26 protein-coding genes are annotated in these 24,466 nt (G+C 64.0%); 18 read left to right on the top strand and 8 right to left on the bottom strand.

The window, feature by feature from the left end:
• Positions 1-10: 10 nt before the first annotated feature.
• The 3 genes from AArcSt11_RS01795 to AArcSt11_RS01785 form a co-directional block, all read right to left on the bottom strand.
• Complete coding sequence (locus AArcSt11_RS01795) at positions 11-616, bottom strand: DUF7411 family protein (RefSeq protein ID WP_250594022.1); 606 nt, start codon at positions 614-616, stop codon at positions 11-13.
• A gap of 1 nt (position 617) precedes the next feature.
• On the bottom strand, positions 618-971 hold the full coding sequence (locus tag AArcSt11_RS01790; RefSeq protein ID WP_250594020.1) for a DNA-binding protein: 354 nt from the start codon (positions 969-971) through the stop codon (positions 618-620).
• A gap of 129 nt (positions 972-1,100) precedes the next feature.
• A complete protein-coding gene (locus AArcSt11_RS01785; protein ID WP_250594017.1) occupies positions 1,101-1,550 on the bottom strand; it encodes a 30S ribosomal protein S19e in 450 nt (149 codons plus the stop codon).
• Positions 1,551-1,762: 212 nt separating this feature from the next.
• On the opposite strand from AArcSt11_RS01785, the gene thiL reads away from it, so the two are divergent.
• The gene (thiL, locus tag AArcSt11_RS01780; RefSeq protein WP_250594015.1) at positions 1,763-2,635 is read left to right on the top strand and encodes a thiamine-phosphate kinase; all 873 of its coding nucleotides are present in this window, start codon (positions 1,763-1,765) and stop codon (positions 2,633-2,635) included.
• 9 nt (positions 2,636-2,644) lie between these two features.
• On the opposite strand, the gene AArcSt11_RS01775 is transcribed toward thiL, so the two are convergent.
• The 3 genes from AArcSt11_RS01775 to AArcSt11_RS01765 form a co-directional block, all read right to left on the bottom strand.
• Positions 2,645-3,766: a site-2 protease family protein gene (locus AArcSt11_RS01775; RefSeq protein WP_250594013.1), complete on the bottom strand. Its 1,122-nt coding sequence runs from the start codon at positions 3,764-3,766 to the stop codon at positions 2,645-2,647.
• 61 nt (positions 3,767-3,827) lie between these two features.
• Entirely contained in the window at positions 3,828-4,088 is a 261-nt protein-coding gene (locus AArcSt11_RS01770) for a DUF7123 family protein (RefSeq protein ID WP_250594011.1), read from the bottom strand.
• 288 nt (positions 4,089-4,376) lie between these two features.
• On the bottom strand, positions 4,377-5,207 hold the full coding sequence (locus AArcSt11_RS01765; RefSeq protein ID WP_250594009.1) for a molybdopterin synthase: 831 nt from the start codon (positions 5,205-5,207) through the stop codon (positions 4,377-4,379).
• A 93-nt stretch (positions 5,208-5,300) separates the two neighbouring features.
• Between AArcSt11_RS01765 and AArcSt11_RS01760 the strand changes: the two genes are divergently transcribed.
• The 4 genes from AArcSt11_RS01760 (at position 5,301) to AArcSt11_RS01745 (ending at position 11,048) form a co-directional block, all read left to right on the top strand.
• Positions 5,301-6,680: a hemolysin family protein gene (locus tag AArcSt11_RS01760; RefSeq protein ID WP_250594007.1), complete on the top strand. Its 1,380-nt coding sequence runs from the start codon at positions 5,301-5,303 to the stop codon at positions 6,678-6,680.
• Positions 6,681-6,741: 61 nt separating this feature from the next.
• A complete protein-coding gene (gene pyrH / locus AArcSt11_RS01755) occupies positions 6,742-7,467 on the top strand; it encodes a UMP kinase (RefSeq protein WP_250594005.1) in 726 nt (241 codons plus the stop codon).
• A complete protein-coding gene (lysS, locus tag AArcSt11_RS01750) occupies positions 7,464-9,200 on the top strand; it encodes a lysine--tRNA ligase (protein WP_250594003.1) in 1,737 nt (578 codons plus the stop codon). Before pyrH ends, lysS begins: the two co-directional genes overlap by 4 nt.
• A 54-nt stretch (positions 9,201-9,254) precedes the next feature.
• Entirely contained in the window at positions 9,255-11,048 is a 1,794-nt protein-coding gene (locus AArcSt11_RS01745) for a site-2 protease family protein (protein ID WP_250594001.1), read from the top strand.
• Here AArcSt11_RS01745 and AArcSt11_RS01740 read toward each other — a convergent pair whose 3' ends face one another.
• Both AArcSt11_RS01740 and AArcSt11_RS01735 read right to left on the bottom strand, forming a co-directional pair.
• Positions 11,049-11,549 carry a 2'-5' RNA ligase family protein gene (locus AArcSt11_RS01740; protein ID WP_250593999.1) on the bottom strand — a complete coding sequence of 167 codons (501 nt, stop codon included), beginning with the start codon at positions 11,547-11,549 and terminating at the stop codon, positions 11,049-11,051.
• A gap of 41 nt (positions 11,550-11,590) precedes the next feature.
• Positions 11,591-11,785, bottom strand: a complete 195-nt coding sequence (locus tag AArcSt11_RS01735) for a DUF7554 family protein (protein WP_353617656.1) — start codon at positions 11,783-11,785, stop codon at positions 11,591-11,593.
• Between the two features lie 92 nt (positions 11,786-11,877).
• Here AArcSt11_RS01735 and AArcSt11_RS01730 point away from each other — a divergent pair, with 92 nt between their 5' ends.
• The 13 genes from AArcSt11_RS01730 to AArcSt11_RS01670 all read left to right on the top strand — a co-directional run bounded on the left by AArcSt11_RS01730 (position 11,878) and on the right by AArcSt11_RS01670 (position 24,329).
• Positions 11,878-13,062 carry a DUF7343 domain-containing protein gene (locus tag AArcSt11_RS01730; RefSeq protein WP_250593997.1) on the top strand — a complete coding sequence of 395 codons (1,185 nt, stop codon included), beginning with the start codon at positions 11,878-11,880 and terminating at the stop codon, positions 13,060-13,062.
• Positions 13,063-13,216: 154 nt separating this feature from the next.
• Positions 13,217-14,059: a hypothetical protein gene (locus AArcSt11_RS01725; protein WP_250593995.1), complete on the top strand. Its 843-nt coding sequence runs from the start codon at positions 13,217-13,219 to the stop codon at positions 14,057-14,059.
• A 21-nt stretch (positions 14,060-14,080) separates the two neighbouring features.
• Positions 14,081-14,785, top strand: a complete 705-nt coding sequence (locus AArcSt11_RS01720; protein WP_250593993.1) for a DUF7345 domain-containing protein — start codon at positions 14,081-14,083, stop codon at positions 14,783-14,785.
• 306 nt (positions 14,786-15,091) lie between these two features.
• A complete protein-coding gene (locus AArcSt11_RS01715; RefSeq protein WP_250593991.1) occupies positions 15,092-16,297 on the top strand; it encodes an argininosuccinate synthase in 1,206 nt (401 codons plus the stop codon).
• Position 16,298: 1 nt separating this feature from the next.
• Positions 16,299-17,756 carry an argininosuccinate lyase gene (gene argH, locus AArcSt11_RS01710; protein WP_250593989.1) on the top strand — a complete coding sequence of 486 codons (1,458 nt, stop codon included), beginning with the start codon at positions 16,299-16,301 and terminating at the stop codon, positions 17,754-17,756.
• A gap of 188 nt (positions 17,757-17,944) precedes the next feature.
• Positions 17,945-18,109 carry a lysine biosynthesis protein LysW gene (lysW, locus tag AArcSt11_RS01705; protein WP_250593987.1) on the top strand — a complete coding sequence of 55 codons (165 nt, stop codon included), beginning with the start codon at positions 17,945-17,947 and terminating at the stop codon, positions 18,107-18,109.
• 28 nt (positions 18,110-18,137) lie between these two features.
• On the top strand, positions 18,138-19,019 hold the full coding sequence (gene lysX, locus AArcSt11_RS01700; protein WP_250593985.1) for a lysine biosynthesis protein LysX: 882 nt from the start codon (positions 18,138-18,140) through the stop codon (positions 19,017-19,019).
• On the top strand, positions 19,019-20,065 hold the full coding sequence (gene argC / locus AArcSt11_RS01695; protein ID WP_250593983.1) for an N-acetyl-gamma-glutamyl-phosphate reductase: 1,047 nt from the start codon (positions 19,019-19,021) through the stop codon (positions 20,063-20,065). The genes lysX and argC overlap by 1 nt, the downstream gene beginning before the upstream one ends.
• Positions 20,066-20,124: 59 nt before the next feature.
• Entirely contained in the window at positions 20,125-20,979 is an 855-nt protein-coding gene (locus tag AArcSt11_RS01690) for an acetylglutamate/acetylaminoadipate kinase (RefSeq protein WP_250593981.1), read from the top strand.
• Entirely contained in the window at positions 20,976-22,112 is a 1,137-nt protein-coding gene (locus tag AArcSt11_RS01685) for an aspartate aminotransferase family protein (protein ID WP_250593979.1), read from the top strand. Before AArcSt11_RS01690 ends, AArcSt11_RS01685 begins: the two co-directional genes overlap by 4 nt.
• The gene (locus AArcSt11_RS01680; RefSeq protein ID WP_250593977.1) at positions 22,109-23,179 is read left to right on the top strand and encodes a [LysW]-lysine hydrolase; all 1,071 of its coding nucleotides are present in this window, start codon (positions 22,109-22,111) and stop codon (positions 23,177-23,179) included. Before AArcSt11_RS01685 ends, AArcSt11_RS01680 begins: the two co-directional genes overlap by 4 nt.
• The gene (argF, locus tag AArcSt11_RS01675; protein WP_250593975.1) at positions 23,176-24,093 is read left to right on the top strand and encodes an ornithine carbamoyltransferase; all 918 of its coding nucleotides are present in this window, start codon (positions 23,176-23,178) and stop codon (positions 24,091-24,093) included. Before AArcSt11_RS01680 ends, argF begins: the two co-directional genes overlap by 4 nt.
• Positions 24,093-24,329, top strand: coding sequence for a DUF8001 family protein (locus tag AArcSt11_RS01670; protein ID WP_250593973.1), 237 nt, complete (start codon positions 24,093-24,095; stop codon positions 24,327-24,329). The genes argF and AArcSt11_RS01670 overlap by 1 nt, the downstream gene beginning before the upstream one ends.
• Positions 24,330-24,466 lie beyond the last annotated feature (137 nt).

The raw sequence follows: 24,466 nt of genomic DNA, 5'->3' as shown, positions 1-24,466 counted from the left end.
CCGGCGGAGGTCAGTCCGGACGCCCCGACCGCACGTCAGTCACGTAGGTCTGCTCGTGATCGGGGAAGACGTCGCCGATCGCTTCGGAGCCATACTCGTCTGCCAGTAGCGCACGGAGTTCCGCCTCGTAGTCCGAGCGAGGGATTTCCTCACTCGGCCCGACTGTGACGTCGAACGTCGCGTCGACGAGTCGGTCGACCGCGCCCCGTCCGAAGCCCGACAGCGGCGCGATGTAGTCGATCCCGTGACGGTCTTCGAGGCTCTGGGCCTGTGCACGCGACACCGAGGGGACGCGGTCGTCACGGCGGGTCCCGTCGGCGACCGCATCGAAGTCCATCTCGGCGACGGTTTCGAGGGCGTGAACGTGGACGTCCTGAATGGCGTTTCGCGGATAGCCATCCGCGCGCATCTGCTCGACAGCCTCGTGGGCGACTGACTCGTCGAGTTCGACGCGCTCGAAAGAATACGCAAGTGTTTCCGCGGTGTCTCGGGCGTGTTGCCAGTCGTCGGTGACGCCGAAATGGGCGGTGACCAGCGTCAGATCGTAGAACTCGTCGAGCAACAGTGCGGCGAGCGTGGAATCTTTCCCGCCGCTAAAGAGGAGGCCGAGTCGCATCCTACCGCCGCCGGATGTTGAAGCTCTGGGAGTCGGGTTTGAGCTCTTCGAGCAGGTCTTTCATCTGGTCCTCGTCGATCTGTCCCTGCACGCGACCGCTCTGGGCGAGCGCGACGACCTGCCGTTCTACCTTCTCGCCGAAATCGGGCTTGGACATCTTGACGGTGTTGAGCCGCTTGCGCGCGCCATCGGTGAGATGCTGGCGAAGCATCGCCTGTTTCTGGGCGTCGGCCTGTTCCTGTCGCGCCTGCTGGGCCTCCGCAGCGTCGCCCTCGCCCTGCTGTTGTTCTTTGAGCTGTTCCATCTTCTTCTGGCGGATCTCATCGAGCCGGTCCTCGTCGGGGTTGCCACTCATGTCTATCTAGACGATGCTTCGCTGGCGGCAAAATCATTACGGACGCGGTGGTGGAATTGAGAGCCGAACCACTCAACAGTGTAGCGACTACGCGAAAGCAGAGGGGGACAGAACGAAACTACGGGACGCTCAGGCGTACTTTTCGAGTTCGGGGCGATCGAGATCCTCGATCACGGCGTCGGCAGTCTCGGTAAGAAGGCTCTCGCCCTCGGGCGTGACGCGGCGGCCTTCGCCGTCGGCCGTGGTGACGAGGTCCTCGTCTTCGAGCTGCTGGAGGATGGTGCGGATGACGTTCTGGCTCCCGTCGACGCGCTTGTCGGGGGCAACGCGGTAGCGGTTCGAGCCGTTCTTCGAGCCGCCGTACTCGGTGGAGAGCCGCTCGACGCCGACGGGGCCATTGATCGCGACCTTCCGGAGAAGGCTGGCGGCGCGGGTGGCCCAGAAGTCCTCCTGTTCGGGTGGTAGTTCGGCGTCGACGCCGGTCGTGGCGAACTCGGCCCAGTCGGGTTCTTCGATCTCGATCTCCTCGGCGAGCGCCTCGATGAGCGCGTCCGCAGGTACGTCGTACAGCGTTGTCATAGGGATTTCTTCCCTGCCGCGCCATTTAAGACCATCGTATCGTTGCCGTGCTGGCGTTCAGGGGCTCGTTGTGTGGGAATCGAACTCGTCGACACGCCGGTCAGGTCTGTCGAGCTGGCCCGAACGTACCGGTGACCGGTACGTTTGGATCGTTGATACGGGACCTCGTGCGGACCGGGTCGCTTTTTGTATCGCTCACCAAAGGAGCCGACATGGACGAGCGCGCCGCGCTGTCGATGCTCGAAACCGAACTGGAAGCCGCCGGGGACGACGCAGCGGTCGTCGGCGAGCAGGTCATCACGACCGACATGCTTCACGAGCGGTCCGACTTTCCCGATGGCACGAGCCGATACACGGCAGGCTGGCGCGCCGTCGGCGCGTCGCTGTCGGACGTCGCCGCGATGGGGGCAGCGGCCACGGCTGCAGTCGCCGTCTACGCTGCACCCGAGTTCGATCGGACTGAGCTCACCGAGTTCGTCGAGGGGGCCCGGGACGTCTGCGAGCTGGTCGGCGGGGCCTACGTCGGGGGCGACCTCGACAACCACGTCGAGTTCACTGTCGCGACGACCGCGATCGGCCGAACCGACGACCCGGTGCTGCGAAGCGGTGCAGAGCCGGGTGACGTCGTCTGTGTGACGGGAGAATTTGGCCGGAGCGCCGCCGGGCTAGAGCTGTTTCGGGCCGGAGATCGGGAGCGAGGGAACGAACTCTTCCAGTTCACCCCCAGGATAGCCGCAGGAACGGCGCTTGCACCGGACGCTACGGCGATGATGGATTCGAGCGATGGGCTGGCGCGATCGCTCCATCAGCTGGCCGAGGCAAGCGACTGCGGATTCGAGATCGAGTTCGACGCCGTCCCGGTTGCAGACGCCGTCGAGGAAGTAGCGGACAGTGACGACGAGCGCCGAGAAGCAGCCCTCTTTTTCGGCGAGGACTTCGAGCTTGTTTTTACAGTGCCCGAGGACGCCGTCGAAACGGTTGCCGAGCGTTCACCGGTACCGATCACCCGGATCGGTCGAGTTACTGAACAGGACCTGTTGATCGACGGGGAGACACTGCCGGATCGGGGCTACACGCACGGGTGAATCGGTTACTCAGCCGATGACCTCGAACGGGACCGGCGTGAAACAGAGTGCTGCAAGCAGGAACGTGAGCATACCGACAGCCATGCGTTTCGGACCGAGCGACGATTCCGAAAGGGGCTGTGCCGGTCCGACAGCGACGAAAAACAGCGCTATCAGACCCCAGAATAGCCATATGAAAGAACCAGCGAAGCTTACGCCTGCGCCGTAGTAGAGGTATCCGGCAAGCCCGAACAGCGCCCACGGGACCAGGGCGGCCGCCGCTTCCATCTGCCGACCGAACATCGCCCGGGAGATGTGGCCACCGTCGAGCTGGCCAACCGGAATCATATTCAGGAAGGTGATGAACATGCCGACCCAGCCGCCGATGACGACCGGATGAACGCTCCGCATCGGATCGTCGGCGTATAATGACTCGCCGAGTGCGCTGGCGAGGAGTTCCAGCAGTGGCGGGTGTCCGAGCATAACTGTAATGCCGTCGTCGCTGTTGGCGAACTCTGCGGGGACCGTCATCGGGTCGAGCATCAATCCGATCGCGGTGACGATCACGGTCGCAACGAGGCCCGCAAGCGGCCCGGCAACACCGATATCGAACTGGGCACGGCGATCCGGGATCGGTCCGCTCATTTTGATGACTGCTCCTGCGGTCCCAATGATCGAGGGAACCGGAATAAAGTAGGGCAGGGTCGCGTTGACGCCGTGGTATCGACTCATCACGTAGTGACCCAGTTCGTGGATGCCGAGCACGGTGAGCAAGGCGACAGTAAACGGCCAGGCTTCCAGTACGGCAAATACGCCGTCGGACAGATCGATGTGAAACCAGAGTGCGCCCGCGATCAGCGTCGAGACGATCGTCGCCAGCAGGAGTACGATATTCGTCCATGGGATTCCATCCATCCCGGTATCGATCGGTTCCGCGACGATGACGTCGGTCCGCCCCCGTCTACTGAAGCTAATCCTGTATCCGGCGTCGTTGAACACAGGCCACAGTTCGCGAAGCAGATGCTCGTGGGATACAAGCGGTACTCCGTAGTACTCGATACGGTCGTCCTCGGTGCGTACTTCGTGGACGTGAAAGCGACCAGTAAGTTCCGACAGTGGCGGGCCGACATCGGGCGACTCCGTCGCGTGCATCTATTCGATCATAATGCTCGCCACGGTTAAAGAGTCCACGGCGCGGGGACGGGCGACAGGCTCACGCAGGTTCGACACGCCACGTCGTCGCGCTCGTGTACGACCACTTTTCGACTTCCAGATCCGGACAGGAATCCCTGAGCTTGACCATCAGTGCACCGATCTCTTTGGGCGAGAGATCGACGTCCTCCGCGATGAACTTGCCCTTGAAGTAGAGCTCGCCATCGTTGGCTTTCTCCGCCAGGTACTCGCGAAGGCGCTCTTCTTTGGTGCGGTTATTTTGCGGATCGTCGTTCGTGGAGGGCTGTGGAGTTGCGCTCATTGATACCACCTGATTCCATCTACCCATCCGAGATATGTTATAAAGGGAGGTTACTTCGACCTGTTTCGGCCCGATTTGCTGATTTCACCAGAAATAGTAGACGTTTTACGGACTCGGTTGATGTTTTATAACTCTCTCAGATACACCTAGATATTTTAAAATAGCTTCTAAAGCAGTAACTTTGTGCTTCTGCATAGTAGTATGGTACTACCTGACACAATGAGATAATAACAGGTTCGACGGGCGATGTTCGGCTTCGATCCATGCTGTTACCGCGCCCGCGAACTCCTACTCCCGCTGATGGACCCAGAACTCCTCGTCGACCGTAACCTCTTTTTTGAACAACGGCACCTCGTCTTTGAGGCGGTTGATGCCATCTTCGACGGTGCGGAACGCCTCCTCGCGATGTCCAGCGAGGACGACGACGAAGACGATGTCCTCGCCGTACTCGATGACGCCGGTCCGGTGATGCATCAATACGCGCTGGAGGCCGTCACGGGACTCCAGTTCCTCGCTAATCGTCGCCATCCGGTCGTCGGCAACGCCGTCGTACTTCTCGAACTGCAGGTACTCCGTCGGGGCGTCCTCGTCGCCGTCTTTCGCTCTAACGCGCCCGGTGAACGTAGCGATTGCACCGGCGCGTTCGGCTTCCGGCGCGCGTTTTGCGCTCGCTACGAGCGATTCGAGCGACTCGAACGGTTCGAGTCCATCCAGCGACTCGATCACGGCTGGAACATCGACCGCGTCGGCGTCCTCCCCCTCTGCAATGGCAGTCCCCGCGTGCTCCCGACCTGCGAGTACCACCTGCGGGAGGTCCGCCTCACTGTAGCCTTCAACGACGGTGTAGTCGTGCGTCGTTGCGAGTTCGGCAAGCGTCTCGTCGAGTGTGCGTTCCTCTCCGGTAGCGAACCAGCCATCGTCGTCGGTCATTCCGTAGGTCGTCTCGGCACCGGCGCTCCGGTGGCGGTGCGTGTCCTTGCCGTCGGTATCGATCTCGGGCGCGTGTGTCATGCGTTTGATTGTCGCGACCCGACCACGCTCGCTCAGCCGGTTGACGATCCGTTCGACGAGCGTTGTCTTCCCCGAGTCCGAGGGCCCGACGACGCCAAGTAGTTGCATAGTTCAACGCATGGGTGCCCGGGGTTTGTACGTTCTGGAGCACGCGACGACCATCGAGTGAAACTATACGGCTGGGACCGAAACGTTCCCGCAATGATCCCGTTCGTATCCGATCCGGTCGTACTCGATCTGCTGTCGACGGTTCTCGCCGGAGGAGCACCACCGGTCGACGGTGCAGTCGACGTGTTGTCACGTGAGACGGTCACAGCGGGTGGAATCCTCGCCATCGTCGTACTGATCGGCCTTTCGGCCTTCTTTGCCTCCTCGGAGATCGCTATCTTTTCGCTTGGGAACCACCGCGTCAGCGCGCTCGTCGAGGAGGGTGCCCGCGGAGCGAAGACGCTCGAAGCCCTGAAATCGAAGCCACGGCGTCTGCTGGTGACGATTCTGGTCGGGAACAACATCGCCAACATCGCGATGTCCTCGATCGCGACTGGTCTGCTCGGCATGTATTTCGACGGCGGACAGGCCGTCCTCATCGCTACGTTCGGTGTCACATCGATCGTCCTGCTGTTCGGCGAGAGCGCGCCCAAATCCTACGCCGTCGAGAACAGCGAGTCGTGGGCCCTGCGAATATCGAAGCCGCTGAAACTGTCCGAATATCTGCTCTTTCCGCTGATCGTGATCTTCGACAGGCTGACGCGGATCATCAACCGGCTCATGGGCAGCGAGGGGAACTTCGAGAACGCCTACGTCACGCGATCGGAGATCCTGGATATGATCGAGACGGGCGAGCGCGAGGGCGTACTGGAGGCCGACGAACACGAGATGCTCCAGCGGATCCTCCGCTTTCGCAACCGGATCGCCAAAGAAGTGATGGTACCACGTCTCGATGTCGTCGGCGTCCCCGCCGAAGCGAGCGTCGAGGAGGCAGTCGATGTCGCCATCGAGAGCGGCTACTCCCGGCTCCCGGTGTACGAGGGGACCCTCGACGACGTGGTCGGCGTCGTGGAAGTGAACGATCTCGTTGACGCGAGCGGCAACGGCGAGAACCTGACCGCGCGTGACGTCGCAATCGAGCCGTACATCGTCCCCGAATCGAAAGACGTCGACGAGATCCTGACCGAACTCCGGGAGGACCGACGCAGACTGGCGATCGTCGTCGACGAGTTCGGGACGACCGCCGGAATCGTCACTATGGAGGATATCGTCGAGGAGATCATCGGTGAGGTGCTCGGCAAGACCGAACAGGTCCCGATACGGTGGCTTGCCGAGGATAGCGTGCTGGTCCGGGGGGAAGTGAACGTCCACGAAGTCAACGAGGCGCTCGATATCGAGCTACCGGAGGGCGGCGAGTTCGAGTCGATCGCTGGCTTCGTGTTCGACCGGGCCGGACGCCTTGTCGAGGAGGGCGAGACGGTTACACACGACGGGGTGAAGCTGGTCGTCCAGACCGCGGAGAACAACCGGATTCTGGAGGTCCGGATCGAGCTTCCGGAGGAGCAAGTCCCGGACGAGGGTGACGAACGGTAACACCCACGGAACGCCGGACTTGGCAACCCTTAAGACTGCAACAGGGGTATCGTGGAGTAGCATGAAAGTGGTCGTTTCTATCGGCGGGAGCGTACTCGCTCCGGATCTGGGGGCCGAACGGATCCGCGAGCACGCCGCCGTCATCGAGGGACTGGTCGAGGACGGCTGTACCGTGGGCGCGGTCGTCGGCGGCGGCACCGTCGCGCGCGAGTATATCGGTACGGCGCGGGATCTGGGCGCCAACGAGATGAAACTCGACGAGATCGGGATCGACGTCACGCGCCTGAACGCGCGACTCCTGATCTCCGCGCTCGGACAGGAAGCCGTTCCCTCGCCCGCCGAAACGTACGAAGAGGCGGGCGAAGCGATCCGGCGCGGCGACGTCTGTGTGATGGGTGGCGTTGCGCCGGCACAGACGACCGATGCCGTCAGCGCGGCTCTCGCGGAGTACGTCGACGCCGACCTGCTGGTCTACGCCACCAGCGTCCCCGGCGTCTACAGTGCCGACCCGAACGAAACCGACGACGCGACGAAACACGAGCGGCTCTCCGCGGCGGAACTCGTCGACGTGATCGCCGGCATCGAGATGAACGCGGGTAGTTCGGCACCGGTCGATCTGCTCGCCGCGAAAGTGATCCAGCGCTCGGGGATGCGAACCATCGTCCTCGACGGCACGAAACCCGAACGTATCTCGGAAGCGGTCCGCTACGGCGACCATGACGGGACCGACGTGATCCCCGAGGGCGCGGGCGACGAACCGACCTACTGGGCTGACGGAGAGCGATGAGCGAGAACTCAACCACCGACAGAGAGTCCGAATCGGAGCGCCCCGACCACGGCGTCCCGCCGGAGCACGACCCGTACCTGTTGCGCGAAGACGACGAGGGCGACCACCACGCCTTCTGGGCCGATCGCGTCGCCGATCAGGTCGAGACACGGGACCCAGACGAACCGATCGTGATCAAGGGCGGTATCTCGCCCTCCGGCATCCCGCATCTGGGCAACGCAAACGAAATTGTGCTTGGCTACTTCGTCGCCGAAGTTCTCCGCGAGTGCGGGTACGCGGTCAACCAGATCTTCACGACTGACGACCGCGACCCGCTGCGTGGCCTCCCCCGAAAGCTCGCGGATCTGGACGGCGAGATCGTCGGGCTCGGTGAGGTCGACGCCAGTGCCCTCGGCCGAAATCTGGGCAAGCCCTACACCGCGATACCCGACCCCTTCGGGTGCTGTGACTCCTATGGCGACCACTTCTCGACGCTGATCGGCGGAATCGCCGACGATCTGGATATCCCGATCGAACTCGTCTCGAACACCGCCTGCTACGAGGACGGCCGGTTCGAAGGAGCGACCGAGTACCTGCTGGAGAACCGGGAGACAGCCCGGGCGGTTCTCGCGGCATATCAGGACAAGGTCGACGAGGAGTACGTCCCGTTCAACCCGATCTGTGGGGAGTGCGGGAAGGTAACAGAGACCGTGACCGACGTTGACGCCGACGCTGGCACCGTCGACTATCGCTGCACCGACATGGAGGCGGGCGACCAGACGATCGAGGGCTGTGGCCACGAGGGAACCGCGACGCTCCGGGACGGCAAGCTCCCCTGGCGCTTCGAGTGGGTAACCCAGTGGCGCGAGCTCGGCGTCGACTTCGAGCCCTTCGGCAAGGACCACGCCGAGGGCTCCTGGCCCAGCGGCGTCGATATCGCGCAGAACGTCTTCGACATCGAGCCTCCGGTGCCGATGGTCTACGAGTGGTTCACCCTCGACGGCGAGCCGTTCTCGTCGTCGGCGGGCAACGTCGTGATGGTGTCGGAGGTGCTGGAGCTGATCGAACCCGCAGTCCTCCGGTACTTCTTCGCGAAGGACCCCACCCGCTCGCGGGATTTCTCGATCCCGAGACTCGACCAGCTCGTCGACGAGTTCGACCGTCTCGAAGCCATCTATTACGGGGACGTCGAACCGACCGACGAGTCCGAGGCCGCCTTCGCCGAACGCGTCTACCCGTTCCTCGTCGACGACCTAGAACCGGGTGCCGATCCCGCCGACAGCGATCGACCGGTCCGGATTCCGTTCCGCTTTGCCGCAGTGCTTGGTATGACCGAGGATCCCACCCTCCGCGAGGAGATCGCAAAGCGGGAGGGCCACATTCCCGAGGACGCGAGCGACGAAGTCGTCGAAAACGCCCTGGCGCGGGTCGAACAGGCACGTCGCTGGGCGAGCAGGACGGACAACGCCTACAACTACGAGCTCAAGCGCGAGTCGATGCCGGACGTCGACTTCGACGCGAACACGGAAGCCGCGCTCGACGAACTCGCCGACTTCATCGAGGCCCACGACGACCCCGAGGCGATCCAGAGCGAGATCTACGAGATCGCTCGACGCCACGACGTCGAAGTCGGTGACTTCTTCTCGGCTGGCTACCGGCTCTTGTTCGATCAGGAGCAGGGGCCGAAGCTCGGTACATTCCTCGCGAAACTCGACGAGGCGTTCGTGCTTGCCCGGCTCCGGCGCGAGCGCTAGCCGAAGTCCTTCCAAACCAAACCCATATCAAACCGCCTCCCCGAGGGTAGTCCAATGAGTACGCTGGTCTGGGTCGTAGGCGGGATCCTCGCCTACTGGGTCCTCGTACGGACGGCGAACCAGCGCGGCTGGCTCCCCGAGTACGTCAACACGCAGGGGCCGATCACGACGATCCACACGAAACGCGGTCGGGAGTTCCTCGACTGGCTCTCCCAGTGGGATCGGTTCTGGCGGGCGTGGGCGAACATGGGGCTCGGCATCGCGCTGGTCGTGATGGTCGGTGCCTTCCTGATGCTCGTGCTCTCGGCGGCGCTGGCGCTCTCCTCGCCACAGCCCACACAGGTCACACAGCCGCGAAACGTGCTGGCGATCCCCGGCGTCAACGATTTCCTGCCGCTGTCGATGGCTCCCGAAATCGTGCTGGCCCTGCTCGTCGGCCTCGTCGTTCACGAGGGCGGGCATGGCCTGCTCTGTCGCGTCGAGGACATCGACATCAACTCGATGGGCGTCGCGATGCTGGCGATCATCCCGATCGGCGCGTTCGTCGAACCCGAACAGGAGAGCCAGCGCAATGCGAGCCGTGGTGGGAGTAGCCGGATGTTCGCGGCGGGCGTGACGAACAACTTCGTGCTCTCGGTGCTCGTGTTTGCGCTGCTCTTTGGCCCGGTTGCCGGCGCGATCGCCGTCGCACCGGGCGCGTCGATTGCCGGTCCAGTCCCCAACTCGGGGGCGGAGACGGCAGGAATCGACCGGGGCGACCGGATCACTGCACTGGATGGCGAGCCGATCGAGACGAACAGCGACCTCGAAGGAGCGCTCGCGGACACTGACCGGGAAGCGGTGACCGTCGAACTCAACGAGGACGAAGAGAGGACGATCGAACAACGGCTCGTCGTCGACGCTGTCACACAGGGCGGTCCCGACAACGTCGAGATAGGCGACCGCATCACCGCCGTCGACGGCGAGACGGTCGATACACGGGACGAACTGCAGACTGCACTTGGCGCGGAGGAGGTCGTGACTGTGGACATCGACCGGAACGGCGAGGCGGTGGACGAGACGTTCGCAACCGGGGCGCTTGTCGTCGTGGCCGAGGACGGACCACTTGCTGACGATGCCGGTCTCGAACCGGGATCGAGCGTCGTTATTACGGGGATCGCCGGGGAACGCGTCCTCACCGGCGACGATCTCAGCGACGTGATGGACGAGCAATCCCCCGATGAGACCGCCGAAATCGTGGTGTATGAGGGGATCGATCGCACCACCCACGAGGTGACGTTCGCCGAAGCAGACGACGGTGGTGCACTCGTCGGCGCGGCGTCGGTTGCACCCGGCGTGAACGGCATCACGACCAGCGAGTGGGGGCTACAGTACTACCCCGCAGGCACATACCTCGAAATCCTCGGCGGCGAGAACGACGAGGAAGCCGCAATCGACCCCGGCGTCACCGATTCGTTCATCGGCAAGACGCTACTCGTGTTGTTCCTCCCGCTTGCCGGGATTATCGGGGGCGCAACCTTCCCCGAGAGCTTCGCCGGGTTCACGAGCGAGATCATGAACTTCTACGTCGTCGATGGCCCGCTGGCGGCGCTCGGAGCCGGGACTTTCGTGCTGGCGAATATCCTGTTCTGGGTCGGCTGGATCAACATCCAGCTTGGCTTTTTCAACTGCATTCCCGCGTTCCCGCTCGATGGCGGGCACATCTTGCGGACGAGTACCGAAGCGATCGTCTCGCGGCTGCCGATCGAGGGGTCGTATCAGCTGACAAAGACGGTTACGACAACGGTCGGACTGACAATGTTGCTGTGCTTGCTGCTGGTCATCTTCGGCCCCCGGCTGCTCGCGTGATCAGGCCGGGAGCGGGATCGTTCGCGCCGCTTCGCCGTGTTTTGCATCCCAGAGCCGAAGCTCCGTGATCGTCCACGTGATCGGCTCTACCTCCCGCTCGTCGAGCGCTCGGGCGGTCTCGATGTCTCCGCCACCACGGGCGAGGGTGACGTGCATCACGTAATCGTCGCCTTCGAGACCGTCGATCGCGCCGAACGCGTCGACAAGTTGCTCGTGGAGGCGTCGTAGTCCCGGCGACTCGACACTGAGGTAGACGACGGGCTGGGAGCCCCGTGGCGGCTCCGCGAAGTAGTCGATCCCCGTGATTTTCGCCTCGACGGCAGGAGCCCCCCGAAGTTCCCGGCGAACCCGCTCTGCGAGGTGGGCAAAGTCGTCGTCGCCGAGCCGTTTGAGCAGCACCGAATGCTCCTCGCGGATCGACTCGAAACCGACGAGTTCGGGGAACAGCTCGCCTGCGAGCGCGGCAACACGACCGGGAACGGGAGCGTTGAGACTGTACACTGGCGATGGCTATCCGGGCCAGCGAAATGAGCCTGTCGACCCTACAGTCGGTCGAGCAACCAGAGCACGATCAGGACGGCAACGGCCAGCAGGATCAACGGCTGGAGGAAGCCGAGCAGTGACGCCAGCCCGCTGATCAGCATCGAGAGCAGTTCGAGCACGAGCACGACGATGACCAGCACGAGCGCGATACGGAGGAGGGTCTCGACCTCGACGTCTGCGCGGGAATCCATCATACCACCCGCTTGTCACGGGGGTCCCAAAAGGACATCGGCCGTCGGGGGAGAGCAACAAGGCTTTACCGGCAAGGATGAGAACGATGGCAACGATGGATTCGAGGGACCACTGGGGACTCGTCCTCTGTCTCGCCGTGGGCGTCGTGGCGGTGCTCGCCGTCGGCGGCGTCGCAGGGGCAGTCGACGATCGAAGCCACTCGCTGCAGGAGTCGGGGCCGGAGACACCGACCGCCCAGGAGGCGTTCGACGCCGACGACGTACGGCTAACCGTGACCGTCGACAGCGACGGGACGGCGGCCTGGACAGTCGAGTACTGGAAGCAACTCGACGACGACGAGAGTGAGGAGGCGTTCGCCTCGATCGAGTCGGACGTCGAAGAGAACCCCGAGGAGTACGTCGACGGGTTCGCCGAGTCGATGGACGACACGGTGGCGTCGGCAGCGGAGGAGACGGATAGAGAAATGTCCGCGAGCGGTTACACGGTGGCCACGCGAACGGAGTCGATCCCACAGGAGTACGGTGTCCTCACATACCAGTTCGAGTGGAGCGGGTTCGCCGCCGTCGACGGCGACCGCATGGAGATCGGGGACGCCATCTCCGGGTTCTTCCTCGACGACCAGAGCCGGCTCGTCGTCGGCTGGCCCAGCGAGTACAGCCTCGTCGACGTCCGGCCCGAGCCCGGCGAGACACGGTCGGACTCGGTGCTCTGGCGCGGCTCGGAGACCAGCTTCGTCGGCGACGAGCCGCGAGTCGTTGTGAGCACCGAACCGGACGACAGTGACGGGCTCGATAACGGGCCGGTCGATGGGGAGGAGAGCGACGGAGTTCCACTGATACCGGTCGGTGGCGGCGTTACCGGCGTCGCACTGCTGTTTATGCTCTGGTGGCTCTACAGCCGCGGACTCGCCGACGAGCCGGACGACGACGGCGCTGCTACGGCTCAGAGTGACGCAGGCACGGAGCCAGCAGCAGCGACAGAGACACCGGACGCCAGCGACGACGGCTCGAGTGCGAACGACGATGGTGACGCCACTGCTGAGTCGGACGACGGCCCACCGTCGGAGCTCCTCAGCAACGAAGAGCGGGTCATCCAGCTGTTAGAGCAACACGACGGGCGACTGAAACAGCAGCAGGTCGTCCAGGAGCTGGACTGGACCGACGCGAAGACAAGCCAGGTGATCGGCGAGCTGCGCGAGGAGGGAACGGTCGAGACGTTCCGGATCGGCCGCGAGAACGTCGTGAGGCTCCCCGAGGTCGACGAGAACGATATGATATAAATCATTCGTCGCTTTAGTGTATATCTTCTAACAGTATAGACAGAACCACCGGACAGCAGCAGTTTGAAATCCGATTTAATCCGGCTTAATCGTCGGTGATTCGGGCTCACAGACTGTATTTTATATACTCCTCCCGCTCCAACGGATGATTGCAATGAGACGCACCCTGACCGCACTCGTGGCGCTTGCCGTCGTGGTGTCCATGGTCGCCGCAGCGCCCATGGCCGTCGCAGGGCAGGCACACGCGCTAGAGGATGACGACGAATCGGACGATGACAGCGACGTCGAGCCGGGCGAGCAGTTCGCCGGCGTCGTGGCCGTACACGAATCGGAGTTCGAGGGTGAGATGAACGAACGGACCTTCGGCATCAAAGTCGCACAGTCAGCGAGCGCCGAAGCACAGGGTGAGGTCGTCGGCGAACAGCTCGACGACGTCGAGCAACGCGTCGACGAGCTAGAAGACCGCGTCGACGAACTCGAAGAGAAACGCGACAACGGCGAGATCACCGAAGGGCAGTTCCAGGCCGAGATGGCCGTAGTGGCCTCCGAACGCCAGACTGCAGCGAACCTCGCAGCACAGAGCGAGGCGAGCACTGAGGGCCTCGACGAGGAGATCCTCGCCGCAAACGGTATCGACATGCAGGCCATCCAGACGCTCCAGGACCGCGCGAGCGAGCTCGGTGGACCCGCAGTCGCAGAGGCTGCACAGAAGATCGCTGGCGGCAGTGCCGCAGCGGCTGACGACGCCGGGCCGAGCATCGAGATCGGCGTCGGTGCTGACGGCGAGGTCGGCGTCGACATTCCCGGAATGAACGGCGAGAGCGACGAGGAAGATAGCGACTCGGACGCCGAGGCCGGGGCGGACGCCGATGCTGACGCGGGCACCGACGACGGCGGGGCCGAAGCTGACTCCGAGACCGACGTCGAGGCGGACAGCGACGACGACGGAACGACCGTCGAGGGCGATACCGAGACCGACGTCGGAGCGGACTACTGACGGAACTACACTTCATCACCGATGATTTCAAATCGCACGATAGCGACGGTACTCGCAGGACTCGTGGTGTGTAGCCTCGCCGTGACGCCGGTCGCAGGAGCCCAGCAGAGCGACACCGAGCCGTCCCTGCTCGTCGAGCTCGACGACTCGGGAGACGCGCAGGTCACGCTGACGATGACCTACGACCTCGACACCGACGAGGAAGCCGACGCCTTCGAGTCGCTAGTGGGTGACGAGGAGGCGCAAGCGACCGCGCTCGACCGGTTCGAGGGCAACATGCAGTCGGTCGCCGACACGGCCAGCGACCGAACCGATCGGACGATGGCAGTGACGGGCCAGAGCGTCAGTGCGGAACGGCAGGATGACGTCGGCGTCCTGTCGATGACAGTCGAGTGGACGAACTTCGCCGCAACGGACGGCGACGACCTCGTTGTCACCGAACCGTTCGCCAGCGGGTACGAGACGGATCGCCCGCTGACCATCGTCGCACCGGACGGCTACCAGGTAAGCGACGCAACGCCGGCACCGGATAGCGAAAGCGATGGCACGGCGACCTGGGATGCCGGGACCGATCTGGACGGCTTCGAGGTCGTGCTGAGTGCCGACGGTGACGCGGCGACCGGCGCAGACGACACGGGCGACGCTGACGACGACCTGCCCGGCTTCGGGATCGGCACAGCACTTACAGCCCTACTCGGAATCGCGCTGATCGCTCGACGGCACTGAAAGCCAGTGTCCGGGCCCAACACGCAAGTGTTTAATACGGCGAATAATGTAGCTATAGCTATCATGGAGACCGCTCGCGTGGCGACGGCGTCCGATGCGCCCACGAGCGGCGAGTCTCCGCACCCTTCCTTCGGTCGACGACGGCGGCGGGGCCGTCTCTAGGCCCACTATTATCATATCCCCGACGCTACGAATTTCAAAACCCTCTGAAAACCGTTTAGACCTGCTATAGGCATCTCTACGCATTTTATTCAAAAACTGAAAGAAAAGGATTTAATACCGTCCGAAAGCTGGATTCGAGTACAAATGGACCGTGTGGCTCTCGCGTTTTCGGGCGGACTCGATACGACGGTCTGTGTCGGGCTGCTCGAAGAGGAGTACGGATACGACGAAGTGATCGGCGTCACGGTAGACGTCGGACAACCAGCCGAAGAGTTCGAGGAGGCCGAGGAAACGGCGGAGGCCCTCGGCGTCGAAACGCACGTCGTCGACGCCCGAGAGGAGTTCGCACAGCTCTGTCTGGATTCGCTGAAGGCGAACGCGACCTATCAGGGCTACCCGCTCGGGACCGCACTGGCACGCCCTGTCATCGCCAACGCGATCCTCGAAACTGCAATCGAGGAGGGGTGTGATGCGGTCGCCCACGGCTGTACCGGGAAAGGGAACGACCAGCTCCGGTTCGAGGCCGTCTGGCGAGATTCCGATCTCGACGTGATCGCACCCGTGCGCGAACTCGAACTTACTCGCGAGTGGGAGATCGAGTACGCAGAGGAACGCGGCCTGCCGGTCGAGAGCGGCAACGAGGGCGACTGGTCGATCGACACCAACCTCTGGAGTCGCTCGGTCGAGGGCGCAAATCTCGAACAGCCCAACTACGTCCCGCCCGAGGAGATCTACGACTGGACGGATGCACCGGGCACCGTTGAGGATACCGACCTCGTCGAGATCGAGTTCGAGCAGGGAGAACCGGTCGCCGTCGACGGCGAGGAGTACGGACCCGTCGAACTGATCGAACATCTCAACGAGCGGGCGGGCGCGTACGGCGTCGGCCGCACGGATATGATGGAAGATCGGATGCTCGGCCTGAAAGTGCGCGAGAACTACGAGCATCCCGCCGCGACGGTGCTGCTCAACGCCCACGAGGCGCTGGAAGGGCTCGTCCTCACGCAGGAGGAACGCGAATTCAAGGCCCAGGTCGACCAGCAGTGGTCGAAAAAAGCGTATCAGGGGCTGATCGACGCGCCGCTCGTTGGCGCGCTCGAAGGGTTCATCGAACAGACCCAGAAACGCGTCACCGGAACGGCGACGATCAAGCTCGACGGCGGGAGCGCCCGCCCGGTCGGCCGCGAGAGCGAGTACGCCGCCTACTCCGAGGCCGCCGCGTCGTTCAACACCGAGACGATCGAGGGACAGGGCATCACCCAGAAAGACGCCACCGGCGTCGCCAAGTACCACGGCTATCAGGGCCGTCTGGCAAACGCCGTGACGAAACGCGTCGACGGGGACGAGTAAGATGACCGAGGAGGAAACCCCCAGTTCCGACGTAGTGCGCCGGGATCGCTTTAGCGGCGGCCCCGCCCGGGAGTTTCTCTCCTCGATGGACGCCGACCGGCGCATTTTCGCCGCCGACATCGCGGTCGATCGCGCCCACGTCGTCATGCTCGCTGAGCAGGACGTTATCGAGGACGAGGTCGCCGGCGAGATCCTCGCCGCGCTCGACGAGATCGAGGCGGCGGGCCACGAGGCGCTGCCCGAGGGCGAGGACGTCCACGCGGCGATCGAGACGGCCGTGATCGAGCGCGTCGGCCCCGAGGGTGGGAAAATGCACACTGCGCGCTCGCGCAACGATGAGGTGGCGACCTGCATTCGCTACCGGCTGCGCGAGGACCTGCTCGACGCCGTCGCGGCGACGGTCGCCCTGCGCGAACAGCTGCTTTCCACCGCAAGCGAGCACACCAGGACCGTGATGCCCGGCTACACCCATCTGCAGCCCGCACAGCCGACAACGGTCGCTCACTGGCTCTGTTCGTACGAGCAGGCGATCGCACGCGATACCGAACGCCTGCTCGACGCCTACGAGCGCGTGAACCGCTCGCCGCTCGGTGCGGCGGCCTTCGCCGGGACGACGTTCGATATCGATCGCGAGCGCACCGCCGAGCTGCTGGGCTTCGAGGGAATCGTCGAAAACTCGATGGACGCCTCTTCGACCCGTGATTTCCTGCTCGAAAGCGTGACGGCGTTGGCGGCCCACGCCACGACCCTGTCGGGCCTGGCCGAGGACGTGATCGTCTTCGCCAACCGCGGGTTCGTGGAGCTGTCCGACGAGTACGCCTCGACCTCCTCGATCATGCCCCAGAAGAAGAACCCCGACACCCTGGAACTCGTTCGTGCGACCGCGGGTGAGGCGGCCGCCGGGGTCAACGGGTTGTTGACGACGCTCAAGGGCCTGCCACGCGCGTACAACCGCGACCTGCAGTCCGCGACGCCGTACGCCTGGGAGACGGTCGATGCCGTGCTCGACGCGACCGACGTGGTCGGCGGGGCAGTTGCTACTGCTGAGTGGCCCGAGGAGTTCCTTGCCGAGGCCGCTGGCGAGGGCTTTTCGACGGCGACCGGCGTCGCCGACCTGCTCGCTGCGAACGGGCTCCCCTTCCGGACCGCCCACGAGGTGGTGGCGGTTGCGTCCGAGCGAGGGGCTGACCGTGATGCGGTCGACGCCGCGGCCCGTGAGGTGCTCGACAGCCCCCTCGCGGAGTACGTCGACCCGGACGCCGTCGAGGCCGCACTCGACCCGACCGAGAGCGTCGCCTCGCGTGACTCGGTCGGCGGCCCCGCACCGGCGGCAGTCGAGGCGTACCTTGGAGACGCCGAGGATCAGCTTGCCGCCCATCAGGTCGGCCTCGCCGGGCGTCGCAACGCGCTCGCCACTGCGGCGGAGCTGCTCGAAGACGAGGTGAGCACATATGCGTGAGCTACCGCAGCGACAGCCACCCCGGAGACGGCGATCCCCGCCCGGGGACAACACATATAGAAATTGATACTGATCCAGTGAAAGTTCCGAAACAGTTCGTTTTACTCTGTTAGCGTCCAGTATGCGAGTTTCTTTTCTCTGATAAGTTCGCAGGATTTAAGTAGATATAGCGACGAGAGGGGAGTACAATGGCAGAATGTGTCGAATGCGGCGCGGAGGTCTCGCTGCACGACAACCTCGAAGTCGGAGAGATCATCGACTGTACCACCTGTGGCGCGGAGCTCGAAGTGATCGACGTCGAGCCGCCGGAGCTCGACAAGGCCCCCGAGCTCGAAGAGGACTGGGGCGAGTAATGACGATCGGAGCGGTCGCGAGGACACAATGAAAGTCGGACTACTCTACTCCCGGATCAGGAAAGACGAGAAACTGTTGCTCGAGGAGCTTCGCGAGCGCGATCACGACGTCGTCAAGATCGACGTGCGCAAACAGCGCTTTTCGATCCGGGAGCCGCCGGAGACGTTCACCGACCTTGACGTCGTACTCGATCGCTGTCTGGCGACCAGCCGGAGCAAGTACGCCACGCAGTTCTGTGAGGCCTACGGAATCCCGATCGTCAACAGCGCCGAGACCGCGGAGGTCTGTGCGGACAAGGTAAAGAACAGCCTCGCACTGGAGAAGGCGGGCATCCCCACTCCCAACACCGAGGTCGCCTTCACCAAGGACTCGGCCATGGAGATCATCGAATCCTTTGGCTACCCCTGCGTCCTCAAGCCGGTGATCGGCTCGTGGGGACGCCTGATGGCCAAGATCGACTCGAAAAGCGCCGCGGAAGCGATCCTCGAACACAAGGCGACGCTCGGCCACTACGAGCACAAGGTGTTCTACGTCCAGGAGTTCGTCGAGAAGCCGGGCCGTGATATCCGCGTGCTCGCGGTCGACGGCGAGCCGGTCGGCGCGATGGTCCGTTCCTCGGACCACTGGCTGACCAACGCCGCGAAGGGTGCAGAAACCGACTCGTTCGAGCTGGACGAGGAAGCGAAATCCCTCGTCGAGCAGGCCAGCGACGCCGTGGGCGGCGGATTGCTGGGCGTCGATCTGATGGAGACCGGCGTCGACGAGAACGGCGATCCCGAGGGCTACACCGTCCACGAGGTCAACCACACCGTCGAGTTCAAGGCGCTGAACGACGCCACGGACATCGACGTGACCGGCGGGGTCGTCGACTGGCTCGAAGCACAGGTCGAAGCGGAGGTGACGGCCTGATGGCCGATCTGACCGCGGGCGTCGTCGGCGCGAGCGGCTTTACTGGTGGCGAACTGCTTCGCTTGCTGGCGGCCCACCCCGAGTTCGAGATCGAACAGGCGACGAGCCGAAGCTACGACGGGAAATCCGTGGGCTCGGTCCACCCGAACCTTCGCGGGACCCATCCCAACCTGCGCTTTTCCGATCCCGAGGAGCTGGCAAGCGTCGACGTGCTCTTTACGGCGACGCCACACGGCGTCTCGATGGAGCAGATCGATCGGTTTCAGGACGCGGCCGAGACCGTCGTCGACCTCTCGGCGGACTTTCGCCTCGATACCGAAGCGGAGTACGAGGAATGGTACGACGGGCACAGCCGCCCCGAGTTGCTCGAGGAATCGGTCTACGCGCTCCCGGAGATCAACCGCGAGGCACTGCCGGGCGCGGACCTGATCGCTTCGGGTGGCTGTAACGCCACCGCGACGATCCTCGGTCTGCACCCGCTGATCGAGGCGGGCGTCCTCGACGGCTCCGAGCAGGTCGTCGTCGACGTGAAGGTCGGCTCCTCGGAGGGCGGTGCGGGCGGCGGCGACGCCTCCTCACACCCCGAGCGCTCGGGCGTCGTTCGCCCCTACGCGCCCACGGGGCATCGCCACGAGGCCGAAATCGAGTCGTTCCTCGGGCTGGACCTCTCCTTTACCTGCCACGCAGTCGATATGATCCGCGGGGCATCGGCGACTGCGCACGTCTTTCCGAATGGTCCCGTCTCGAAGGGCGACCTCTGGAAAGCGTATCGCGGCGCGTACGAGGACGAACCGTTCATGCGAATGGCCGCGGGCGGGAGCGGCGTCTACCGCTATCCCGAACCGAAGGCCGTCGCCGGGACGAACTACGGCGAGGTCGGCTTCGAGCTCGACCCCTCGAACAAACGGGTGGTCGTGTTCTCGGCGATCGACAACATGATGAAAGGCTCGGCGGGGCAGGCCGTCCACGCGGCCAACGTCGCGCTCGGCCTCAACGAGACCGCCGGGCTCGAATTTCAGGGGCTCCACCCCGTGGGATCGCCGTAGCGGCCGCGAACCGTCAACTTTTGATACCGACAGATGCTGCATACATTCAAGAACTTCTCATGACAACGGTCGTCAAGATCGGGGGAGCGCGTGCCGTCGACCCGGCAGGTGCACTCGCCGACGTAGCAAGACTGGTCGAACAGGGTGAACAGGTAGTCGTCGTCCACGGCGGCTCGACCGCCGTCGACGACACGCTCGAAGCACTCGGCGAGGAGCCGACGTACGTCGAGACGCCGGGCGGCGTCGTCGGGCGCTTTACCGACGAACGAACGATGGAGGTGTTCGAGATGGTCCTGCCGGGCAAGCTCAACACCGATCTCACCGCGGGCCTCCAGAATCAGGGCGTCGACGCAATCGGTCTCTCGGGTGTCGATGGCGGGCTCATCACTGGCCGCCGGAAGTCCGCCGTCCGCGTCGTCGAGGACGGAAAAAAGAAGATCAAACGCGGCGATCACTCCGGCAAGATCACCGACGTCAACGCCGATCTGCTGGAGACGCTGCTCGGCGACGACTACACCCCGGTCGTGACCGTTCCGATGCTCGGCGAGGAAAAGGAAGGCGGCGTGACGCCCGTCAATGCCGACGCCGACCGCGCTGCGGCCGCAGTCGCAGGAGCGCTCGACGCGACGCTGGTCGTTCTCACTGACGTCCCCGGCATCCTCGCCGACCCCGACGACGAGACGACCCTGATCGAGCGCGCCGACGACCCCGCGGGGCTCGAACGGATCGAGGACGCCGCGGAAGGGTTCATGACAAAGAAGGTCATGGCCGCAAAGGAGGCGCTCTCGGGCGGTTCTCCGGAGGTCGTCGTCGCCGATGCCAACGCCGAGATGCCGATCACCGACGCTGTCGACGGGGGGGGCACCCACATCACTGCCGACACACTGGCCGAGACCACGGAGGGAGAGGTATGAGCGGGTTCGTCTTCAACGAAAAGCCAATCCAGATCGAGCGTGGGGAGGGGGCCTATCTCTACGACGACAGCGGGAACGAGTATCTGGACATGGGCGCGAGCTACGCCTGCGTCCCGCTGGGCCACAACCACGAGGCCGTCGACGCCGCCGTCCGCGAGCAGCTCGACGACCTGACCTACGTACAGGCATCCTATCCGGTTCAGAGCCGGACTGACCTGTACGAACAGCTGGCCGAGACCGCACCCGAGGGGATCGACAAAGTCTGGCTCTGTAACTCCGGCACCGAGGCCAACGAGGCGGCGCTGAAGTTCGCCCGCTCGGCAACCGAGAGCTCGAAGATTATCGCGACGATGCAGGGCTTTCACGGCCGGACGATGGGATCGCTGGCGACGACCTGGAAAAACAAGTACAAAAAGCCATACGAGCCGCTAATCGGCGACGTGGAGTTCGTGCCGTACAACGACAACGAGGCGCTCGCGGAGGCTGTCGACGAGGAGACCGCGGCAGTGATCGTCGAACCGATTCAGGGCGAAGGGGGCATCAACCCTGCTGAGGCGTCGTTCCTCGAAACGGCACGCGAGGCGACAACTGAGGCAGATGCCGCGCTGATCTTCGACGAGGTCCAGACGGGAATGGGTCGGACGGGGAGCCTGTGGGCCGCTGACGACAGCGGCGTCGTCCCCGACATGATCACCAGCGCGAAGGGACTGGGCAACGGCCTCCCCATCGGCGCAACGCTGTGTCGGGACTGGATCGCCGAGAACTACGGTTCCCACGCCTCAACGTTCAGCGGCGGCCCCGTCATCAGTGCCGCCGGCGAGGCGACCGTCTCGACCATCGTCGACGAGGAGGTACCGGCCCACGCCGACGAGGTCGGGAACTATCTCCGCGAAGAGATCGAGGCCGAACTCGGTGACACGGTCCGCGACGTCCGCGGCGAGGGGCTGATGATCGGCATCGAGGTAAAGCGCGGGTCTAACCGACTTCTGAAACAGCTTGCGCTGAACCACGGTATCCTCGCGCTGCCCGCCGGACGGTCGGTGCTACGATTGCTCCCGCCGCTGACCATCAAGCGCGAGCACGCCGACGAAGTCGTCGACGCGCTGGTCGATATCCTGGGTGAGGACGGATGACTGCAGCTGTCGAATCCAGCGCGAGCGAGGCGGCCCGCGAACTGCTCGTCGATCTGGTGAGCATCCCATCGCCGACTGGCGAGGAGCGAGAGGCCGCAGAGCGACTCGCCGCCTTCTTCGAGGCCCACGACCGCGAAGTCTGGATCGACGAGGTCGGCAACGTCCGTGCACCCGCCGACGACTCCGTACTGCTGACCTCCCACATCGACACCGTTCCGGGCGACATCCCGGTACGGGTCGAGGAAGGTGAGGACGGCGAAGTGCTGTGGGGCCGCGGGAGTGTCGACGCAACCGGTGCGCTCGCCGCGATGGCAGTCGCCGCCGTCGAAACTGGCGTCAGCTTTCTGGGCGTCGTCGGCGAGGAGGTCGACTCCCGCGGCTCGCGTTTCGCGATCGATGACCGGGACGCCGTCCCGGAAACCGTGATCAACGGCGAGCCAAGCGGCTGGGACGGCGTCACGCTCGGGTACCGTGGGCTGCTCGCCGGAACCTACGTCGCAACCAGCGAGTCAGGGCACAGTTCCCGTCCCGAGAACAACGCCATTCAGGACGCGATTGCCTGGTGGTCGAACATCGAAGACGAGTTCGAGGCCGACGAGTGGGAGCCAGTGTTCGAGCGGGTGACGCCGAAGCCGACCGAGATGGACGGGGGACTGACCGATGACGGGCTCTCAGTCGAGGCGACGATGGACGTACAGCTTCGGATCCCGCCGGAGCTCTCCGTCGAAGAGGTCCGCGAGATCGCCGACGGCTATCTCGATGGCATGGGCTCGGTCCACTGGAAGGACAAGGTCGAACCGGTGATGGAGAGCCCACGGACCGGGATCGCACGTGCGTTCCGCGTTTCTATCCGGAACGCTGGTGGCGATCCACGCCTGCTCAGAAAGACCGGCACGAGCGATATGAACGTTTTTGCGGACCACTGGGACTGTCAGATCGTCTCATACGGTCCCGGCGACTCCGATCTCGATCATGCGCCGAACGAGCACCTGTCGCTTGCGGAGTACGACCGCTCGATCGACGTGCTCGAATCGGTCACTGAACGCCTCATGGGTGAGCACGAATGAGTCCACGACATTTCCTCGACGTAGACGACCTGACACGCACTGAACTGGAGACCGTCCTTGACGTCGCCAGCGAGTACAAAGGCGAGTACGAAGACGGTTTCGACCACGACGACTTCGACCAGCAGACGCTCGGTATGCTGTTCCAGAAGCCAAGCACACGCACCCGGGTTTCCTTCGAGACCGGCATGACCCAGCTCGGCGGCCACGCCGTCTTCCTCGGTGAGAGCGATATCCAGCTGGGTCGGGGCGAGCCGCTCAAGGACACCTCGCGGGCGCTCTCGCGATACGTCGACGTCCTGATGGCCCGTGTGTTCAAACACGCCAACATCGAGGAGCTGGCCCGCTACGCAGATGTCCCAGTTATAAACGGACTGACTGACGACGCACATCCCTGTCAGACGCTCGCGGATCTGCTGACGATCCGGGAACACTGCGGCGATCTGGACGACGTCACTGCGGCGTGGGTCGGCGACGGCAACAACGTCGCCCAGTCGTTCGCGCTCGGCTGTGCGCTCACCGGTGTCGACCTCACCGTCGCCACACCAGAGGGGTACGGTATCGACGACGATGTCGTCGAGCGGGCCGCCGACCTGGGCGGAGAGCCGACGATCACGACCGATCCCGCCGCGGCGGTCGAGGATGCGGATGTGGTCTACACCGACGTCTGGATCAGCATGGGTCAGGAAGACGAACGCGATGTCCGGATGAGCGACTTCGAGGGATTCCAGGTGAACGAGGACCTGCTAGACGCGGCCGATGATCCGATTGTCATGCACTGTCTGCCCGCCCACCGCGGCGAGGAGATTACCGGCGACGTCATCGAGAGCGATGCCTCGGTGGTGTGGGATCAGGCGGAGAACCGCCTGCACGCCCAGAAAGGATTGATGGTGTGGCTGGACGAACAGGCCAAGTGATGACAGAACCGCTCCGTGTCGTGTCCGGTGAACTCGGTGTTGACGAGCTAGTTGCGGCGCTCAACGACGGACAACGAGTGATCGTCGAGACGGAGATGCTCGGCTCGACCCACAACGTGACGTTACGCTTCGACGGCGGTACCTACTACTGCGATACGCCGACGACGCTGCACAAACACGATGACGAAGCCGAGATGCGCGAGTGTATCCGACAGTTCGGGTACAGCAGCGACTGATCGGCGCTGCGGCCCACTGAGGGGCAAGCAGGCGACACTACGGACCACGACGCGGCGTGTCGCACACCTGTCTCGTCCTGCGCCGTGGCAGTCCTATCCGGAATAGTCCGGTATGGCCCCGGTATACTTTATAAACC

Origin of the sequence: Natranaeroarchaeum aerophilus (assembly GCF_023638055.1) — an archaeon.
Lineage (GTDB): Archaea > Halobacteriota > Halobacteria > Halobacteriales > Natronoarchaeaceae > Natranaeroarchaeum > Natranaeroarchaeum aerophilum.
Note: the sequence above shows the minus strand (reverse complement) of the source record. Positions and strands in the feature narration are given on the sequence as shown.

Bases quoted from the DNA above. Each gene is read 5' to 3' on its own strand.
- AArcSt11_RS01765 (WP_250594009.1), bottom strand. From the start codon at position 5,207: ATGCAACTACTTGGCGTCGTCGGGCCCTCGGACTCGGGGAAGACAACG.
- AArcSt11_RS01730 (WP_250593997.1), top strand. From the start codon at position 11,878: ATGGATTCGAGGGACCACTGGGGACTCGTCCTCTGTCTCGCCGTGGGC.
- AArcSt11_RS01685 (WP_250593979.1), top strand. From the start codon at position 20,976: ATGAGCGGGTTCGTCTTCAACGAAAAGCCAATCCAGATCGAGCGTGGG.
- AArcSt11_RS01760 (WP_250594007.1), top strand. From the start codon at position 5,301: ATGATCCCGTTCGTATCCGATCCGGTCGTACTCGATCTGCTGTCGACG.
- AArcSt11_RS01795 (WP_250594022.1), bottom strand. From the start codon at position 616: ATGCGACTCGGCCTCCTCTTTAGCGGCGGGAAAGATTCCACGCTCGCC.
- AArcSt11_RS01725 (WP_250593995.1), top strand. From the start codon at position 13,217: ATGAGACGCACCCTGACCGCACTCGTGGCGCTTGCCGTCGTGGTGTCC.
- AArcSt11_RS01720 (WP_250593993.1), top strand. From the start codon at position 14,081: ATGATTTCAAATCGCACGATAGCGACGGTACTCGCAGGACTCGTGGTG.
- lysW (WP_250593987.1), top strand. From the start codon at position 17,945: ATGGCAGAATGTGTCGAATGCGGCGCGGAGGTCTCGCTGCACGACAAC.
- AArcSt11_RS01670 (WP_250593973.1), top strand. From the start codon at position 24,093: ATGACAGAACCGCTCCGTGTCGTGTCCGGTGAACTCGGTGTTGACGAG.
- AArcSt11_RS01715 (WP_250593991.1), top strand. From the start codon at position 15,092: ATGGACCGTGTGGCTCTCGCGTTTTCGGGCGGACTCGATACGACGGTC.
- AArcSt11_RS01690 (WP_250593981.1), top strand. From the start codon at position 20,125: ATGACAACGGTCGTCAAGATCGGGGGAGCGCGTGCCGTCGACCCGGCA.
- AArcSt11_RS01775 (WP_250594013.1), bottom strand. From the start codon at position 3,766: ATGCACGCGACGGAGTCGCCCGATGTCGGCCCGCCACTGTCGGAACTT.
- argH (WP_250593989.1), top strand. From the start codon at position 16,299: ATGACCGAGGAGGAAACCCCCAGTTCCGACGTAGTGCGCCGGGATCGC.
- AArcSt11_RS01785 (WP_250594017.1), bottom strand. From the start codon at position 1,550: ATGACAACGCTGTACGACGTACCTGCGGACGCGCTCATCGAGGCGCTC.
- AArcSt11_RS01745 (WP_250594001.1), top strand. From the start codon at position 9,255: ATGAGTACGCTGGTCTGGGTCGTAGGCGGGATCCTCGCCTACTGGGTC.
- thiL (WP_250594015.1), top strand. From the start codon at position 1,763: ATGGACGAGCGCGCCGCGCTGTCGATGCTCGAAACCGAACTGGAAGCC.
- pyrH (WP_250594005.1), top strand. From the start codon at position 6,742: ATGAAAGTGGTCGTTTCTATCGGCGGGAGCGTACTCGCTCCGGATCTG.
- argF (WP_250593975.1), top strand. From the start codon at position 23,176: ATGAGTCCACGACATTTCCTCGACGTAGACGACCTGACACGCACTGAA.
- AArcSt11_RS01790 (WP_250594020.1), bottom strand. From the start codon at position 971: ATGAGTGGCAACCCCGACGAGGACCGGCTCGATGAGATCCGCCAGAAG.
- argC (WP_250593983.1), top strand. From the start codon at position 19,019: ATGGCCGATCTGACCGCGGGCGTCGTCGGCGCGAGCGGCTTTACTGGT.
- lysS (WP_250594003.1), top strand. From the start codon at position 7,464: ATGAGCGAGAACTCAACCACCGACAGAGAGTCCGAATCGGAGCGCCCC.
- lysX (WP_250593985.1), top strand. From the start codon at position 18,138: ATGAAAGTCGGACTACTCTACTCCCGGATCAGGAAAGACGAGAAACTG.
- AArcSt11_RS01770 (WP_250594011.1), bottom strand. From the start codon at position 4,088: ATGAGCGCAACTCCACAGCCCTCCACGAACGACGATCCGCAAAATAAC.
- AArcSt11_RS01680 (WP_250593977.1), top strand. From the start codon at position 22,109: ATGACTGCAGCTGTCGAATCCAGCGCGAGCGAGGCGGCCCGCGAACTG.
- AArcSt11_RS01735 (WP_353617656.1), bottom strand. From the start codon at position 11,785: ATGATGGATTCCCGCGCAGACGTCGAGGTCGAGACCCTCCTCCGTATC.